This is a genomic window from Kineococcus sp. NPDC059986 (assembly GCF_040702905.1).
Lineage (GTDB): Bacteria > Actinomycetota > Actinomycetes > Actinomycetales > Kineococcaceae > Kineococcus.
On the sequence record NZ_JBFBND010000016.1, the window covers coordinates 1 to 15,758 of the forward strand.

Here is a 15,758-nt window from a genome sequence, read left to right on the forward strand (position 1 = left end):
GCTGAGCACCGTCGGCGCCGGTGACTGCACGTTGGCGGGCCGCCCTCCGGGATCGTTCCCGGAGGGCGGAAAGAGTGTTTTCCGCCGGCAGGGCGGGGCGCTCAGGGGAGGGTGCGGACGGCGCGGGACTGCTCGGCGCGGGCGGCGAGGTCGGCGTCGGGCGGGTAGACGACCTCCTCCAGCGTCAGGCCCCGGGGCCCCACGACGGCGACGGCGGGGTCGCGCTCGGCGCGGTCCTGCACGAGGCGCGGCCAGTCCACGTCCCGGCGGCCGTCGCCGACGGCCAGGGCGGCCCCCACGAGCGCCCGGACCATGGAGTGGCAGAAGGCGTCGGCCTGGACGTCGGCGACGAGCAGCCCGTCGTCCGTGCGTCGCCAGGAGAAGGCGAGGAGCGTGCGGACGGTCGTGGCCCCGTCGCGCGGCTTGCAGAACGCCGCGAACTCCCGCAGGCCCACGAGGCTGCGCGCGGCGAGGTCCATCGCGGTGACGTCGAGCGGTCGGCGGTGGTGCAGGACGTCGAACCGGCGCAGCGGGGGGACGCCGGCCGGGTCGTCGCAGACGCGGTAGGCGTAGCGGCGCCGCAGGGCGCCGAACCGCGCGTCGAAACCCTCGGGGGCCTGCCTGGCCCCGTGGACGCGCACGTCGGGCGGCAGGACCCCCGCCAGGCGCCGCACGAGGGCCGTCCCGGGCGCTGCGTCCGACCGTCCGGGCACGGCGGCCCAGGCGGGCCCCGGGACGTCGACGTGCGCCACCTGGCCGCTCGCGTGGACCCCGGCGTCGGTGCGCCCGGCGACGGTCAGCCGCGGGGGCGGGTCGAGACGGAGCACCCGACCCAGGCCGGCGGTCAGCTCCCCCTGGACGGTGCGCAGGCCCGGCTGTTCGGCCCAGCCGGCGAAGTGCGTGCCGTCGTAGCCGAGGTCGAGCCGGACGCGTACGTACTCTCGTTCGCCGACCGTCACTCGACTGCCAGCCGGCTGACCGCAGCCACGAGGTTCCGGAAGGACGGAGACCGGCCGGCGATCATTCCGAGGTCCGCGATCGCGGAGAAGGAGGCCTGGTGCAGGGTCTCCCGGTAGGGCTCGACCATCGCTGCAGAGAGCCGCTCCTTGGCTCCCCGCACCGATTCCGGATCCCCTTCCCAACTGGCGCCCGTGCGGACACTCCTGTGGGACGTGAGCGACGGCAGAGCAGCGAGCAGCCACGCCTCGTACTCACGCACGGCGATGACCGGGACGGGGTGCTCGGCACCGCTGGCCGCTGTGATGTCTGCGGCCAGTACCGCTGGGTCGTCGTCGTCCGCATCGGCCACGACCAGGACGCCTCCGACCCCCGCCACTCGGCTCGACTGCAGGGCCACCGCGCGTCCGAGGTGCTCGGGCTTCACCATGCGGCCCCGGGGCAAACGGTGGGGCCGGAGGACTTCCACCACGGGCGATCCTTCGACCTCCTCGTTCAGGATGCGGCGAACCAGCACAGGCAACGCCTTCTCCTCGCCGTGCCCCTCGACGATGAGCGCCAGCCGTCTCATGAGGCGAACAGCCGCAACTGCTCGCCGCGGTCCTGGGGCGAGGGGCGCAGCTGGTCCACCCGGAGCAGCTCACCTGCGGTGTAGAGCCCAGTCCTGAGAGCCTCGGCGCTGGCGGCGTCAGGACGCGCAACGCTCGTCTCGCCCGCCTCGGACGTGACCGCCAAGAGCTCGGAAGCGGTGATGGACTCCGAGTCGAGCAGATCGGGGCTGTGACTCGTCGCAAGGATCTGCCGTTGGCCCGACGCATCTCTCAGTGCCTCGAGCAGCATCCCCGAGGCTGCCGGGTGCAGAGCAGCTTCCGGTTCCTCGATGCCGATGGGACCGGCCACCGGGGTGGACGATGCGAAGAGGGCAGCAAGGCAGCCCAACGCGCGGAGAGTCCCGTCACTCATGGACGTTGCCTCGAAGGTCCACGGGCTGGCGGCACCCTCGACCTCCTGACGGAAGCGGAGGCTCTCGTACGTTCCGAGCGGAGAGCGGTCGACGCTGACGATGCCCGGGACCACGGCGGCGAGGTAGTCCTGGATGTCCTGCTTGACACCGGGCCGCTCGCGAGCGAGACGAGACAGAACACTGGCGATGTTGGAGCCGTCGCGGCGTAGCAGGCCTCCGGGGTCCGGGGTCTGCGGCACCCGCATGGCTTGCGGATTCAAGCTGTAGACGTTCATCGTCGACAGCCCGTCGAAGACGGGGCGGAAGCTGCTCAGACCGGACGCCGCGACGAGGAGCAACCGGTCGTCGCTCGCGCGCGGCAACACCGGTTCACTCGACTCCAGCACATCGCCGTTGCGGACGTCGTAGTGCGCCGGCTCGGCCCCGAAGCTCGAAGGGACCACCCGACACTCCTCACGGGTGATGCGGAAGTCGCCGTCGCCCACCTTGCCGACCTCGTACTTGAACGTGCCCGCGAAGTCTGGCCCCCGGAAGTCGAGAGCCACACCGAAGTGCGTCGGGTGGCCTGTCGACCGCCTGCGCACTTCCGCGACACCACCCCGCTCGCGCAGTGCGTTGTCCATGTTCTCGTTGAGCGCCTGCGCCGTGAGGCGGAGGCTGTCGAGGACGTTGCTCTTACCCGCACCGTTGGGGCCGACCAGGAACGTCAGCGCGCCCAGGGAGACGGAGCAGGATCCGATGCTGCGGAAGTTGCGCAACCGCAGCGCTGTGACGTCGAAGCGGCGCGCGTCCATGGGCTGATGCTAGGGGCTGGTGACGGGTGGACCGTCTGCTCCAGGACGAACCGCCAGGCGCCCGACGCGGACGAGCCCGCCCTCCCCGGTGTCGGGGCGGACGGGCTCGTCAGCGGGAAGGGAGGCGCTCAGGCCTGGTCCTTCTTCTCGGTGTTCTCGGTGTTCTCGGTGTTCTCGTCGCTCGGGTCGGCCTCGGCGGCGTCGACCTCGACGGCGTCCGACGTCGTGTCCGAGGTGGTGTCCTCGGTCGACGCGGTCGCGGCGGTGTCCTCGGCCGGGGTCTCCTCGGCGGGAGCCGACGACGCAGCGGCCTGCTCGGCCTCGCGGACGACGCCCTGCTTGGCGCTGACCGGCTCCATGACGAGCTGGATCACGGCCATGGGGGCGTTGTCGCCCTTGCGGGGACCGATCTTCACGATGCGGGTGTAGCCACCGTTGCGCTCGGCCATGGCCGGAGCGATCTCGGTGAAGAGGAAGTGCACGACGGACTTGTCGCGCACCGTCTTCATGACCTCGCGGCGGGCCGCCAGGTCACCCTTCTTCGCGAACGTGATGAGGCGCTCGGCGTGCGGACGGAGCCGCTTGGCCTTGGCCTCGGTCGTGGTGATGCTGCGGTGTTCGAAGAGCGCAGTCGCCAGGTTGGCGAGGATGAGCTTCTCGTGGGCCGGCCCGCCGCCGAGCCGCGGACCCTTGGTGGGGGTGGGCATTGTCTTGTCTCCTCGGTGTTGCCGCGCGCGATCTCAGAGCGCGCGGCTGCGGACGGTCAGAGCTGCTCGTCCTCGGCGAACGACTGGTCGTCGTCCTCGAAGTCGTTGACGACGGCGCTCGGGTCGAACCCGGGCGGGGAGTCCTTGAGGTGCAGGCCCATGCCGACCAGCTTGGCCTTGACCTCGTCGATGGACTTCTGCCCGAAGTTGCGGATGTCGAGCAGGTCGGCCTCGCTGCGCGAGACCAGTTCGCCGACGGAGTGGATGCCTTCGCGCTTGAGGCAGTTGTAGGAGCGGACGGTGAGGTCCAGCGCCTCGATCTCGAGCGCGAGGTCGGCCGCGAGCGCGGCGTCGGTCGGCGAGGGCCCCATGTCGATGCCCTCGGCCTCGACGTTGAGCTCGCGCGCCAGGCCGAACAGCTCGACGAGCGTCTTGCCGGCGGAGGCGACGGCGTCGCGCGGGGTGATGGCGTGCTTGGTCTCCACGTCCACGACGAGGCGGTCGAAGTCCGTCCGCTGCTCGACGCGCGTGGCCTCGACCTTGTACGTCACCTTCAGGACCGGCGAGTAGATGGAGTCGACCGGGATGCGGCCGATCTCCTGCTCGCCGGACTTGTTCTGCGCAGCCGAGACGTAGCCGCGGCCGCGTTCGACCGTCAGCTCCAGCTCGAGCTTGCCCTTGCCGTTGAGCGTCGCGATGTGCAGGTCGGGGTTGTGCACCTCGACCCCGGCGGGCGGGGCGATGTCGGCCGCGGTGACCGCGCCCGGGCCCTGCTTGCGCAGGTACATCACGACGGGTTCGTCGTGCTCGGAGGAGACGACGAGGTTCTTGACGTTGAGGACGATCTCGGTGACGTCCTCCTTCACACCCGGCACGGAGGTGAACTCGTGCAGGACACCGTCGATCCGCAGGCTCGTCACCGCAGCGCCCGGGATGGACGACAGCAGGGTGCGGCGCAGCGAGTTGCCGAGGGTGTACCCGAAGCCGGGCTCGAGGGGCTCGATGACGAAGCGCGAGCGGTACTCGTCGACGACGTCCTCGGTGAGGGTGGGGCGCTGTGCGATCAGCACGGAGGTTCCTTCCCGCGGGCGTCCGCCATATGACGCCCCGCACGCCCGTCGACATCGGTCCGCCGACGGGGTCTGACTGCTAGAACTGGGTTCCGATCGGGACGGCCCCGACCCCCACCACGACGGTGGGGGTCAGGGCCGCACCCTCGTCAGACGCGCCGACGCTTGGGCGGCCGGCAGCCGTTGTGCGGGCTGGGGGTCACGTCCTGGATCGCGCCGACCTCCAGGCCGGTGGCCTGGAGGGAGCGGATCGCGGTCTCGCGGCCCGAACCCGGGCCCTTGACGAAGACGTCGACCTTGCGCATGCCGTGCTCCTGCGCACGACGAGCGGCCGCCTCGGCGGCCATCTGCGCGGCGAACGGGGTCGACTTGCGGGACCCCTTGAAGCCGACCTGACCGGCCGACGCCCACGCGATGACCGCGCCCGTCGGGTCGGTGATCGAGACGATGGTGTTGTTGAACGTCGACTTGATGTGCGCGTGGCCGTGCGCGACGTTCTTCTTCTCCTTGCGACGCGGCTTGCGCGTCGCACTGGCCTGACGGCTCTTGGGAGGCATGCTCTCCGGACTCCTGGTGGACTGCGACGACTGGCTTCGAGGGCGAACCCTGGGGTTCGCGAGGCGACCCGGTGGGGGGCCGCGCACTGCTTACTTGCGACCGGCCTTCTTCTTGCCGGCCACGGTGCGCTTCGGGCCCTTGCGGGTGCGCGCGTTGGTCTTGGTGCGCTGCCCGCGCACGGGCAGGCCGCGGCGGTGCCGCAGACCGGCGTAGCAACCGATCTCCACCTTGCGGCGGATGTCGGCGGCCACCTCGCGGCGGAGGTCACCCTCGACGCGGTAGTTGCCCTCGATGTGGTCGCGCAGGGCGACCAGGTCGTCGTCCGTGAGGTCGCGGACGCGCAGGTCCGGGCTCACGCCCGTCGCGGCCAGGGTCTCCTGGGCTCGCGTGCGACCGACGCCGTAGATGTACGTGAGCGCGATCTCCAGCCGCTTTTCGCGGGGGAGGTCGACGCCGACGAGACGTGCCATGCGGGATGGTCCCTCTTCTGTCGCGGAGGTCTGCCACAGGACCGGTCCCGCCGTCTCGAGCGGGTCCCCGGCCTCCGACCGGGGGTGTCACCGGACCGCCCCTGACGGGCGCGGTCGGCGGGTCCTGCGTATGGGTGGTGCGCGTCCTCGGCGAGGACTGCGGATCCGTGCGGCGGTGTGACCCGCTGCGTCAGCCCTGGCGCTGCTTGTGGCGCAGGTTGTCGCAGATGATCATGACCCGCCCGTGACGGCGGATCACCTTGCACTTGTCGCAGATCTTCTTGACGCTCGGCTTGACCTTCATCGTGTCTCCGGTCGTGCAGTACCCACCCCGGAGTCGGGGCGAGCCGGCGGCCAGTGGGTGGTCACTTGTAGCGGTAGACGATGCGCCCGCGGGACAGGTCGTACGGGCTGAGCTCGACGACCACCCGGTCCTCGGGGAGGATGCGGATGTAGTGCTGCCGCATCTTCCCGGAGATGTGGGCAAGCACCTTGTGACCGTTGCTCAGCTCGACGCGGAACATCGCGTTCGGCAGGGCTTCGATCACGGTGCCTTCGATCTCGATGACGCCGTCCTTCTTCGGCATGTCCTCCGCTTTTCATCAAGTGTCGGGTGGAGTCAGCCCGGCCCCGTTGGAGGAACCAACGGGAGGCATGGCGGACCGACGGTCAAGCTTACGGGACGGCGCGCCGAGGGCGAAATCGGCCGATCATGCCGTTGGTCCGCCCTGCAGCGCAACCGATCGCGCGGTGGCGCGGTTCAGTCCCCGGGGACGGTGACGCCGTACGCGGCGAGCTCGGAGGCTCCCCCGTCGGGCGCCGTCAGCACCCACAGGCCGTCCTCGAGGACGGCGACCGTGTGCTCCCAGTGGGCCGCGCGCGTCCCGTCGGACGTCACCACGGTCCAGTCGTCGGCCAGGACGTCGGTCTCGATGCCCCCGCGCGTGCACATCGGTTCGATGGCCAGGACCAGCCCGGGCTTCACCTTCGGGCCCTTCTCGCGCACGCGGTAGTTCAGGACCTCCGGGGCCATGTGCATGGCCGTGCCGATGCCGTGCCCCGTGTACCCGTCGACGATGCCCAGACGGCCGTCGACGGCGTCCTCCACGGCTCCCCCGACGTCCCCGACTCGTCCGCGCGCGTCCAGGGCCGCGATGCCCGCCCAGAGCGCCTGCCGGGTGATCTCCACGAGGTCGACGTCCCCGGGGTCCGCGGGCTCGCCCACGATGGCGGTGAACGCGGAGTCGCCGTGCCAGCCGTCGACCACGCAGCCGCCGTCGACGGACACGACGTCCCCCTCGGCGAGGACCTGGTCGCCCGGGATGCCGTGGACCACGACCTCGTTGATTGAGATGCACAACGTCTTCGGGTACCCGTGGTACCCGAGGAAGTTCGACGTGCCGCCGCCGGCGCGGATGACCTCCGCGCCGAGGGCGTCCAGCTCGGCGAGGGTCACGCCGGGGGCGAGGGCACCGCGCACGCTCTCCAGCGCGGCGTAGGTCAGGAGACCGGCCTTGCGCATGGCCTGCACCTGGTCGGGGGTCTTGTACTCGACCCGCTCACGTCCGAACACCACGGGCGCCTCAGGCGTCGGGGAGGTCGAGCGCCTTGACGAGGCGCTCGGTCACCGACGAGATCTCCCCCAGCCCGTCCACGGACCGCAGCAGCCCGCGCTCGGAGTAGACCTCCACGAGCGGGGCCGTCTGGTCCAGGTAGACCTGCTGGCGCGTGCGGATGACGTCCTCGCCGTCGTCGCTGCGCCCCTGCTCCACGGCGCGCTGGGACAGCCGGCGGACGAGCTCGTCCGTGTCGGCCGTGATCTCCAGGACGTGCTCGAGCTTGGCGCCGATCTCGCGGAGCATGTCGTCGAGCTCGCGGACCTGGTCCGTCGTGCGCGGGTAGCCGTCGAGGATGAACCCGTCGGCGGCGTCGGGCTGCTGCAGGCGGTCCCGCACCATCGCGTTGGTGACGGAGTCCGGCACGTACTTGCCGGCGTCCAGGTACTCCTTGACCGTCTTGCCCAGTTCGGTCTCCTCCGCCACGTTCGCGCGGAAGATGTCGCCGGTCGAGATGGCGGGGACGCCGAGGCGGGAGGACAGGAGCTTGGCCTGGGTGCCCTTGCCCGCACCGGGCGGACCGAGGAGGACGAGACGAGTCATCGCAAGAACCCTTCGTAGTTGCGCTGCTGGAGCTGGGACTCGATCTGCTTCACCGTCTCGAGCCCGACCCCGACGATGATCAGGATCGACGTGCCCCCGAAGGGGAAGTTCGTGTTCGCATTGAAGAGCACGAACGCGATGAGGGGAAGCAGCGAGATGAGCCCCAGGTACAGCGATCCTGGCAGGGTGATGCGGGTGAGGATGTAGTCGAGGTACTCCGCGGTGGGCCGTCCGGCGCGCACACCGGGGATGAACCCGCCGTACTTGCGCATGTTCTCGGCGACCTCGTCCGGGTTGAACGTGATCGCGACGTAGAAGTACGCGAAGAAGATGATGAGCAGGAAGTACGCCGCCATGTACAGCGGGTGGTCACCCTTGGTGAAGTGGTCGGTGATCCAGGCCACCCAGGCCTCGTTCGGGTCGTTGAACTGGGCCACGAGGGCGGGCAGGTAGAGCAGCGACGAGGCGAAGATCACGGGGATGACCCCGGCCATGTTGACCTTGAGCGGGATGTACGTGGAGGTGCCCCCGTACATGCGCCGACCGATCATCCGTTTGGCGTACTGCACGGGCACCCGGCGCTGGGACTGCTCGACCGCCACGACGGCCGCCACGACGACGAGACCCACGAGGACGACGCCGCCGAAGGTCAGCCAGCCGCGCTCGCGGCCGATGGCGAGCAGGGAGGTCGGGAAGGTCGCGGCGATCTGGGCGAAGATCAGCAGGGACATGCCGTTGCCGACACCGCGCTCGGTGACGAGCTCCCCCAGCCACATGATGAGCCCGGTCCCGGCGGTCATCGTCAGGACCATCAGCAGGATGGTGGGGACGCTCTGGTCCGGCAGGACCTGGGCGTTGCACGAGGTGCCGAACAGGCGCGACGGCTCACGAGCGATCGTCACGTACGTCGTCGACTGCAGGACCGCGAGACCGATCGTCAGGTAGCGCGTGTACTGCGTCAGCTTGCTGGTCCCCTGCTGGCCCTCCTTCTTGAGGTCCTCGAAGCGCGGGATCACGACCGTGAGCAGCTGGATGATGATGCTCGCGGTGATGTACGGCATGATCCCGAGCGCGAAGATGCTCAGCTGGAGCAGCGCGCCGCCGGAGAAGAGGTTCGCCAGGCCGAGCAGGTCGTTCCCGGTCTGCGCCAGGTCGATGCACTGCTGCACGGCCGAGTAGGAGACCCCGGGCGCCGGCACGAAGGAGCCCAGCCGGACCAGGACGATGATCCCGACCGTGAAGAGCATCTTGCGGCGCAGGTCGGGCGTCCGGAAGGCGCGACCGATTGCGGTGAGCACTACGACCTCCTGCACCGCGCTCCCGGAGGAGCCGGAGTCGTTCCTGACTGGTCGGACGGTTGCGCCGAACAGGGTACTTCGAGCACAGCGGGTGGTGCTGCTGTTGCTGTGGGGACATCCCGCGCGGGACGCGGGCGACCTTGGTAGACCCTACCGTCCCCCCAACGCACACACGGCGGTAGCGGGCGATCACTCGCCGCTACCGCCGTGGGCGGTGGTGCTGGGCGTCAGCGGACGGTCGTGGACCCGCCCGCAGCCACGATCTTCTCGGACGCCGAGGTCGAGAACTTGTCGGCCGTCACCTGCAGGGCCACGGACACCTCACCGGTGCCGAGGACCTTGACGAGCTGGCCCTTGCGGACCGCGCCCTTGGCGACGAGCTCGTCGACACCGACGGTGCCGCCCTCCGGGAAGAGGGTGGCGAGCTTGTCGAGGTTGACGACCTGGTACTCGACGCGGAACGGGTTCTTGAACCCGCGCAGCTTCGGCAGGCGCATGTGGAGGGGCATCTGCCCGCCCTCGAACGCCTCGGGCACCTGGTAGCGGGCCTTCGTGCCCTTGGTGCCGCGACCGGCCGTCTTGCCCTTGCTGCCCTCACCGCGGCCGACACGGGTCTTCGCCGTGTTCGACCCCGGGGCAGGGCGCAGGTGGTGCAGCTTCAGGACGTGCTCACCCTGGTTCGGCATCAGTCGACCTCCTCAACAGTCACGAGGTGCGCGACGGTGTTGGCCATCCCACGGAACTCGGGCTTGTCGTCCTTGACGACCGACTGCCCGATCTTGTGGAGCCCGAGGCTGCGGAGCGTGTCGCGCTGGTTCTGCTTGCCGCCGATGCCGGACTTGACCTGGGTGACCTTGATGCGACCCATCAGGAGGTCACCCCCGCGGCCTGGGCGCGCAGCAGCGCGACCGGGGCGACGTGCTCGACCGGCAGACCACGGCGGGCCGCGACCTGCTCCGGGCGCTCGAGACCCTTGAGGGCCTCGATCGTCGCGTGCACGATGTTGATCGCGTTGTCGGAGCCGAGCGACTTCGACAGCACGTCGTGGATGCCCGCGCACTCGAGCACGGCGCGCACCGGACCACCGGCGATGACGCCGGTACCCGGGGAGGCCGGACGCAGCATGACCACGCCGGCCGCCTTCTCGCCCTGCACGGGGTGCGGGATGGTGCCCTGGATCTTGGGCACCCGGAAGAAGTTCTTCTTGGCCTCCTCGACACCCTTGGCGATCGCCGCGGGCACCTCCTTGGCCTTGCCGTAGCCGACACCGACGGTGCCGTCGCCGTCGCCCACGACCACGAGGGCCGTGAAGCTGAAGCGACGCCCGCCCTTGACGACCTTGGCGACGCGGTTGATGGTCACGACGCGCTCGACGAAGTTGCTGCGGTCGCCCGCGTCACCACGTCCACGGTTGTCGCGGCCACCGTCACGGCCGCCACGACCGCGGTCGTTGCTGCCACGGTTGTCGTTGCGGTTGTCGCCGCCGCCGGCCGCACCGGCGCCTCGGCGCTGGGGTCCAGGCATCAGACGTTCCTCATCTCATCGACTTCGTAGGTCACAGGGACAGCCCCGCCTCACGAGCGCCGTCCGCGATCGCCGCGACGCGCCCGGCGTAGCGGTTGCCGCCGCGGTCGAAGACCACGGCCTCGATGCCGGCCGCCTTGGCCCGTTCGCCGACGAGGACGCCGACGGCCTTCGCCTTGGCCGACTTGTCGTCGCCGCTGGCGCGCAGGTCCGCCTCCATGGTCGAGGCCGACGCCAGGGTGTGACCCGCGGCGTCGTCGATGACCTGGACGAACACGTGACGCGTGGACCGCGTGACCACGAGACGAGGACGCACGGCGGTGCCGACGACCTTCTTGCGCACGCGGGTGTGACGACGCTTGCGCGCCGGCGCAGTGCCCTTCTGGGTCTTCTGGGTGGAGAGTCCCATCGTCACTTACCAGCCTTTCCGACCTTGCGGCGGACCTGCTCGCCGGCGTATCGCACGCCCTTGCCCTTGTACGGGTCGGGCTTGCGGAGCTTGCGGATGTTGGCAGCGACCTCGCCGACCTGCTGCTTGTCGATCCCCGCGACGGAGAACCTGGTGTTGCTCTCCACCGCGAAGGTGATGCCGGCCGGTGCCTTGACGAGGACCGGGTGGCTGAAGCCGAGCGCGAACTCGAGGTCCGAGCCCTTGGCCGTGACGCGATACCCCGTGCCGACGATCTCGAGCTTCTTCTCGTAGCCCTTGGTCACACCCTCGACCATGTTCGAGATCAGGGTGCGGGTGAGGCCGTGCAACGAGCGCGAGGTGCGCTCGTCGTCGGGACGGGTGACCGACAGGAGCCCGTCCTCGGAGCGCTCCACCGCGATGGGGGAAGCGATCGTGTGGTTGAGCTCGCCCTTGGGGCCCTTGACCGTGACGGCGGAGCCGTCGATGGTCACGTCCACGCCCGAGGGGACGGTGATCGGGAGTCGACCGATGCGCGACATGAGTTCTCCTCCCTCACCAGACGTAGGCGAGGACTTCCCCACCCACGCCCTTCTTGTTGGCCTGCTTGTCGGTCAGCAGCCCCGAGGACGTGGACAGGATCGCCACGCCGAGGCCACCGAGAACGCGGGGCAGGTTCGTCGACTTCGCGTAGACCCGCAGACCGGGCTTGCTCACGCGGCGCAGGCCGGCGATCGCACGCTCGCGGTTGGGGCCGAACTTCAGGTTCAGCGTCAGCTTCTTGCCCACCTCGGCGTCCTCGACCGTCCAGGAGGCGATGTAGCCCTCCGCCTGGAGGATCTCGGCGATGTGGGACTTCAGCTTGCTGTACGGCATGGCGACGGTGTCGTGGTACGCCGAGTTGGCGTTCCGCAGACGCGTCAACATGTCCGCGATGGGGTCAGTCATGGTCATCGGGCTCGTCCGCCCTTCCTCGCCGCGGTTTCCGTGCCTCGCTGTGCGGGCAGGACCTTCGGCGTCTCAGTGATCAGGGTCGTGAAGGAGTGGTGGGTCACCAGCTGCTCTTGGTCACACCGGGCAGTTCGCCGCGGTGCGCCATCTCGCGCACGCAGACACGGCACAGGCCGAACTTGCGGTACACGGCGTGCGGGCGACCGCAACGCTGGCAACGGGTGTAGGCGCGCACCTTGAACTTGGGCTTGCGCGCGGCCTTGTGGATCAGAGCGGTCTTCGCCACGGTCAGTTCTCCTTGAACGGGAAGCCCAGAGCACGCAGCAGCGCACGGCCTTCGTCGTCGGTCTTCGCCGTCGTCACGACCGTGATGTCCATGCCGCGGACGCGGTCGATCCGGTCCTGGTCGATCTCGTGGAACATCGACTGCTCGGTGAGACCGAAGGTGTAGTTGCCGTTGCCGTCGAACTGCTTCGGCGACAGACCGCGGAAGTCGCGGATGCGCGGCAGCGCGAGCGACAGGAGACGGTCCAGGAACTCCCACATCCGGTCCCCGCGAAGGGTGGTGTGGCAGCCGATCGGCATGCCCTCGCGCAGCTTGAACTGGGCGATGGACTTGCGCGCCTTCGTGATCTGCGGCTTCTGGCCGGTGATGGCCGTGAGGTCGCGGACGGCGCCGTCGATCAGCTTGGAGTCACGCGCAGCCTCGCCGACACCCATGTTCACCACGACCTTGACCAGGCCGGGGATCTGCATGACGTTCGGGTAGGAGAACTGCGTGTGCAGCTGACCCTTGATCTCTTCGCGGTAGCGCTGCTTCAGACGAGGCAGGGCGGGCGCTTCAGTGGTGGTGGTCATCAGATGTCCTTGCCGGAACGCTTGGCGACGCGGATGCGGTTGGTCTTGGTGCGACCGTCGCGCTCGACCTTCTCCTCGCGGATGCCGACGCGCGTCGGCTTCTTGGTCTCCGGGTCGACGAGCTGCACGTTGCTGATGTGGATCGGGGCCTCGCGCTCGACGATGCCGCCTTCCACACCCGGACGGGCCTTGGTGTGGCGCTTGATGCGGTTCACACCCTCGACCAGGACACGCTGCGTCTCGGCGTTCACCTCGAGCACCTTGCCCTGCTTGCCGAGGTCGGACGTCTTGGTGCCGTCCTCGTTCTTGCGCCCGCGAACACGGGTGATGACCTGGACCAGGTCACCCTTCTTGATGCGCAGCTTCGGCGTCTTCGCACTCATCTTCACAGCACCTCCGGCGCCAGCGAGATGATCCGCATGAACTTCTTCTCACGCAGCTCGCGACCGACGGGCCCGAAGATGCGGGTACCGCGCGGGTCGCCGTCAGCACGGAGGATCACCGCGGCGTTCTCGTCGAAACGGATGTACGAACCGTCGGCGCGCCGACGCTCCTTCTTGGTGCGGACGATGACGGCCTTGACCACATCGCCCTTCTTGACGTTCCCACCGGGGATGGCGTCCTTGACCGTGGCCACGATCACGTCACCGATGCCGGCGTAGCGGCGGCCGGAGCCGCCGAGCACGCGGATGCAAAGGATCTCCTTGGCACCCGTGTTGTCGGCGACCTTGAGCCGCGACTCCTGCTGGATCACTCTCTACTCCTTCGTCGCGCCGGTTCTCGACCACCCGCGTGGGGGCGAGCCTGGCCGAACGGACATGGATTCTGGGGGCGGGCCGCACGAGCGGCCCGCCCTCGGTCGAACGCGTCCGAGGACGCGAGCGTCACTTCGCGCGTTCGAGGACCTCGACGACGCGCCAGCGCTTGGTCGCCGACAGCGGCCGGGTCTCGGCGATGAGGACGAGGTCGCCCACACCGGCCGTCTCGACCTCGTCGTGCGCCTTGACCTTCGTCGTGCGGCGGATGACCTTGGCGTAGAGCGGGTGCTTCACGCGGTCCTCGACCTCGACGACGACGGTCTTCTGCATCTTGTCGCTGACGACGTACCCGCGACGCGTCTTGCGGTAGCCGCGCTCGGTGCTCGCGTCGGACGTCTTGGCGGTGTCCTGCTCGCTCACTTCGCAGCCTCCTTCGTGATCGGCGCCTCGGTGATGCCGAGCTCGCGCTCGCGCATCGTCGTGTAGATGCGGGCGATGTCCCGCTTGACGGCCTTCAGCCGGGAGTTGTTCTCCAGCTGGCCGGTGGCGGACTGGAAGCGCAGGTTGAACAGCTCTTCCTTCGCCTTCTTGAGCTCGTCGACCAACTTCGCGTCGTCGAACTCACGCAGGTCGTCGGCGCTCAGGCCCTTGGTCCCGATGGCCAACTCACTCACCACCTTCGCGGCGCACGATCTTGCACTTGACGGGCAGCTTGTGGATGGCGCGGGTGAGCGCCTCCGAAGCGACCTTCTCGTTGGGGAACGACAGCTCGAACATGACGCGTCCTGGCTTGATGTTCGCGATCCACCACTCCGGCGAACCCTTGCCGGAACCCATGCGGGTCTCGGCGGGCTTCTTCGTCAGCGGCCGGTCCGGGTAGATGTTGATCCAGACCTTGCCGCCACGACGGATGTGGCGGGTGATGGCGATACGGGCCGACTCGATCTGCCGGTTGGTGACGTAGCCACCTTCGACGGCCTGGATCCCGTACTCACCGAACGTGACGCGGGTGCCGCCGGACGCCGCACCACGCCGCGTGGGGTGGTGCTGCTTGCGGTGCTTGACTCGCCGTGGGATGAGCACGACTCAGGCCTCCGATCCGGTGCTGGCCGGCGCCGCAGCGGGGGCAGCCTCGGCTGCTGGCTGCTCGCCGGTGGGACGACGACGCCCGCGGCTCTCGCCGCGGTCCGGACGCTCACCGCGACGCGGAGCGCGCGGAGCGGCGGCCTGCGACTGGGCGAGCTCACGGCTCGTGACGTCACCGTGGTAGATCCAGACCTTCACGCCGATGCGGCCGAAGGTCGTGCGGGCCTCGTAGAACCCGTAGTCGATGTTCGCGCGCAGCGTGTGCAGCGGAACGCGACCCTCGCGGTAGAACTCCGAGCGGCTCATCTCGGCGCCGCCGAGGCGGCCGGCGCACTGCACCCGGATCCCCTTGGCACCGGAGCGGAGCGACGTCTGCATCCCCTTGCGCATGGCGCGACGGAACGAGACGCGGCTCGCGAGCTGCTCGGCGATGCCCTGGGCAACCAGCTGCGCGTCGGTCTCGGGGTTCTTGACCTCGAGGATGTTCAGCTGGACCTGCTTGCCCGTGAGCTTCTCGAGCTCACCGCGGATGCGGTCGGCCTCCGCGCCGCGACGGCCGATGACGATGCCCGGCCGGGCGGTGTGGATGTCGACGCGCACGCGGTCGCGGGTGCGCTCGATCTCGACCTTCGAGATGCCGGCCCGCTCCATGCCCTTGGACATGAGGCGGCGGATCGCGACGTCCTCCTTGACGTAGTCGGCGTAGCGCTGACCGGTCTTGGTGGAGTCGGCGAACCAACGGCTCTTGTGGTCCGTGGTGATGCCCAGTCGGAACCCGTGCGGGTTGACCTTCTGTCCCATCAGCGGGTCCTCCTCGTCTTCTTGGCGCCGGCGACGGCGGGGGCCACGACCACGGTGATGTGGCTCGTGCGCTTCAGGATGCGTCCGGCGCGGCCCTGGGCCCGCGGACGGAAGCGCTTCATGGTCGGACCCTCGTCGACGTGGATCGCCTTGACGACGTACTCGTTCGGGTCGAACGCCTCGGAGTGCTTGTCCGCGAGGAACTTCGCATTCGCGATGGCGCTCTCGACGAGCTTGCGCACGGGCTCGGCCGCCGCCTGCGGGGCGAACGAGAGCACGGCGACGGCTTCGGTGGCCTGCTTGCCCCGGACGAGGTCGACGACTCGGCGCGCCTTCTGGGGCGTGACGCGGAGGTGCCGCGTCTGCGCCTTGGCTTCCATCCCTGTCCTGCTTC

27 protein-coding genes are annotated in these 15,758 nt (G+C 69.4%); all 27 read right to left on the reverse strand.

Going from position 1 to position 15,758, the window contains the following annotated elements; genetic code table 11:
* Positions 1–101 precede the first annotated feature (101 nt).
* Positions 102–959: a tRNA pseudouridine synthase A gene (locus tag AB0637_RS13380; protein WP_366172871.1), complete on the reverse strand. Its 858-nt coding sequence runs from the start codon at positions 957–959 to the stop codon at positions 102–104.
* The gene (locus tag AB0637_RS13385; protein WP_366172873.1) at positions 956–1,528 is read right to left on the reverse strand and encodes a DUF4276 family protein; all 573 of its coding nucleotides are present in this window, start codon (positions 1,526–1,528) and stop codon (positions 956–958) included. Before AB0637_RS13385 ends, AB0637_RS13380 begins: the two co-directional genes overlap by 4 nt.
* Positions 1,525–2,715 carry an AAA family ATPase gene (locus AB0637_RS13390; RefSeq protein ID WP_366172875.1) on the reverse strand — a complete coding sequence of 397 codons (1,191 nt, stop codon included), beginning with the start codon at positions 2,713–2,715 and terminating at the stop codon, positions 1,525–1,527. Before AB0637_RS13390 ends, AB0637_RS13385 begins: the two co-directional genes overlap by 4 nt.
* Before the next feature lie 128 nt (positions 2,716–2,843).
* Positions 2,844–3,422, reverse strand: a complete 579-nt coding sequence (rplQ, locus tag AB0637_RS13395; protein ID WP_366172877.1) for a 50S ribosomal protein L17 — start codon at positions 3,420–3,422, stop codon at positions 2,844–2,846.
* A gap of 56 nt (positions 3,423–3,478) precedes the next feature.
* Positions 3,479–4,492 (reverse strand): DNA-directed RNA polymerase subunit alpha, encoded by a 1,014-nt coding sequence (locus tag AB0637_RS13400; protein WP_366172879.1) that lies wholly within the window; start codon positions 4,490–4,492, stop codon positions 3,479–3,481.
* Between the two features lie 149 nt (positions 4,493–4,641).
* Positions 4,642–5,049 carry a 30S ribosomal protein S11 gene (gene rpsK, locus AB0637_RS13405; protein WP_366172881.1) on the reverse strand — a complete coding sequence of 136 codons (408 nt, stop codon included), beginning with the start codon at positions 5,047–5,049 and terminating at the stop codon, positions 4,642–4,644.
* A gap of 90 nt (positions 5,050–5,139) precedes the next feature.
* A complete protein-coding gene (rpsM, locus tag AB0637_RS13410; RefSeq protein ID WP_366172883.1) occupies positions 5,140–5,520 on the reverse strand; it encodes a 30S ribosomal protein S13 in 381 nt (126 codons plus the stop codon).
* Positions 5,521–5,710: 190 nt separating this feature from the next.
* On the reverse strand, positions 5,711–5,824 hold the full coding sequence (gene rpmJ, locus AB0637_RS13415; protein ID WP_106209588.1) for a 50S ribosomal protein L36: 114 nt from the start codon (positions 5,822–5,824) through the stop codon (positions 5,711–5,713).
* A 61-nt stretch (positions 5,825–5,885) separates the two neighbouring features.
* Positions 5,886–6,107 carry a translation initiation factor IF-1 gene (infA, locus tag AB0637_RS13420; protein WP_012084955.1) on the reverse strand — a complete coding sequence of 74 codons (222 nt, stop codon included), beginning with the start codon at positions 6,105–6,107 and terminating at the stop codon, positions 5,886–5,888.
* Positions 6,108–6,280: 173 nt separating this feature from the next.
* On the reverse strand, positions 6,281–7,093 hold the full coding sequence (map, locus tag AB0637_RS13425) for a type I methionyl aminopeptidase (RefSeq protein ID WP_366172886.1): 813 nt from the start codon (positions 7,091–7,093) through the stop codon (positions 6,281–6,283).
* Between the two features lie 10 nt (positions 7,094–7,103).
* The gene (locus tag AB0637_RS13430; protein WP_366172888.1) at positions 7,104–7,679 is read right to left on the reverse strand and encodes an adenylate kinase; all 576 of its coding nucleotides are present in this window, start codon (positions 7,677–7,679) and stop codon (positions 7,104–7,106) included.
* On the reverse strand, positions 7,676–8,977 hold the full coding sequence (gene secY / locus AB0637_RS13435) for a preprotein translocase subunit SecY (protein ID WP_366172890.1): 1,302 nt from the start codon (positions 8,975–8,977) through the stop codon (positions 7,676–7,678). Before secY ends, AB0637_RS13430 begins: the two co-directional genes overlap by 4 nt.
* A gap of 227 nt (positions 8,978–9,204) precedes the next feature.
* Positions 9,205–9,663 (reverse strand): 50S ribosomal protein L15, encoded by a 459-nt coding sequence (gene rplO / locus AB0637_RS13440; RefSeq protein ID WP_366172892.1) that lies wholly within the window; start codon positions 9,661–9,663, stop codon positions 9,205–9,207.
* Positions 9,663–9,845, reverse strand: a complete 183-nt coding sequence (gene rpmD / locus AB0637_RS13445; protein WP_166609810.1) for a 50S ribosomal protein L30 — start codon at positions 9,843–9,845, stop codon at positions 9,663–9,665. The genes rplO and rpmD overlap by 1 nt, the downstream gene beginning before the upstream one ends.
* Positions 9,845–10,501 (reverse strand): 30S ribosomal protein S5, encoded by a 657-nt coding sequence (gene rpsE, locus AB0637_RS13450; RefSeq protein ID WP_366172894.1) that lies wholly within the window; start codon positions 10,499–10,501, stop codon positions 9,845–9,847. Before rpsE ends, rpmD begins: the two co-directional genes overlap by 1 nt.
* A 31-nt stretch (positions 10,502–10,532) precedes the next feature.
* A complete protein-coding gene (gene rplR / locus AB0637_RS13455) occupies positions 10,533–10,916 on the reverse strand; it encodes a 50S ribosomal protein L18 (protein ID WP_366172896.1) in 384 nt (127 codons plus the stop codon).
* Positions 10,913–11,452: a 50S ribosomal protein L6 gene (gene rplF, locus AB0637_RS13460; protein WP_366172898.1), complete on the reverse strand. Its 540-nt coding sequence runs from the start codon at positions 11,450–11,452 to the stop codon at positions 10,913–10,915. Before rplF ends, rplR begins: the two co-directional genes overlap by 4 nt.
* A 13-nt stretch (positions 11,453–11,465) precedes the next feature.
* Entirely contained in the window at positions 11,466–11,864 is a 399-nt protein-coding gene (gene rpsH / locus AB0637_RS13465; protein WP_366172900.1) for a 30S ribosomal protein S8, read from the reverse strand.
* Positions 11,865–11,961: 97 nt separating this feature from the next.
* A complete protein-coding gene (locus AB0637_RS13470; protein ID WP_366172902.1) occupies positions 11,962–12,147 on the reverse strand; it encodes a type Z 30S ribosomal protein S14 in 186 nt (61 codons plus the stop codon).
* Between the two features lie 2 nt (positions 12,148–12,149).
* The gene (gene rplE, locus AB0637_RS13475) at positions 12,150–12,719 is read right to left on the reverse strand and encodes a 50S ribosomal protein L5 (protein ID WP_366172904.1); all 570 of its coding nucleotides are present in this window, start codon (positions 12,717–12,719) and stop codon (positions 12,150–12,152) included.
* Complete coding sequence (gene rplX, locus AB0637_RS13480; RefSeq protein WP_366172906.1) at positions 12,719–13,102, reverse strand: 50S ribosomal protein L24; 384 nt, start codon at positions 13,100–13,102, stop codon at positions 12,719–12,721. The genes rplE and rplX overlap by 1 nt, the downstream gene beginning before the upstream one ends.
* Before the next feature lie 2 nt (positions 13,103–13,104).
* Entirely contained in the window at positions 13,105–13,473 is a 369-nt protein-coding gene (rplN, locus tag AB0637_RS13485) for a 50S ribosomal protein L14 (RefSeq protein WP_012084971.1), read from the reverse strand.
* Between the two features lie 130 nt (positions 13,474–13,603).
* Positions 13,604–13,897, reverse strand: a complete 294-nt coding sequence (gene rpsQ / locus AB0637_RS13490; RefSeq protein WP_366172908.1) for a 30S ribosomal protein S17 — start codon at positions 13,895–13,897, stop codon at positions 13,604–13,606.
* Positions 13,894–14,142 (reverse strand): 50S ribosomal protein L29, encoded by a 249-nt coding sequence (rpmC, locus tag AB0637_RS13495; protein WP_366173018.1) that lies wholly within the window; start codon positions 14,140–14,142, stop codon positions 13,894–13,896. Before rpmC ends, rpsQ begins: the two co-directional genes overlap by 4 nt.
* Before the next feature lies 1 nt (position 14,143).
* Entirely contained in the window at positions 14,144–14,560 is a 417-nt protein-coding gene (gene rplP / locus AB0637_RS13500) for a 50S ribosomal protein L16 (RefSeq protein WP_366172910.1), read from the reverse strand.
* Between the two features lie 3 nt (positions 14,561–14,563).
* Positions 14,564–15,364, reverse strand: coding sequence for a 30S ribosomal protein S3 (gene rpsC / locus AB0637_RS13505; RefSeq protein ID WP_366172912.1), 801 nt, complete (start codon positions 15,362–15,364; stop codon positions 14,564–14,566).
* Positions 15,364–15,744, reverse strand: coding sequence for a 50S ribosomal protein L22 (gene rplV / locus AB0637_RS13510; RefSeq protein WP_366172914.1), 381 nt, complete (start codon positions 15,742–15,744; stop codon positions 15,364–15,366). The genes rpsC and rplV overlap by 1 nt, the downstream gene beginning before the upstream one ends.
* Between the last annotated feature and the right edge of the window lie 14 nt (positions 15,745–15,758).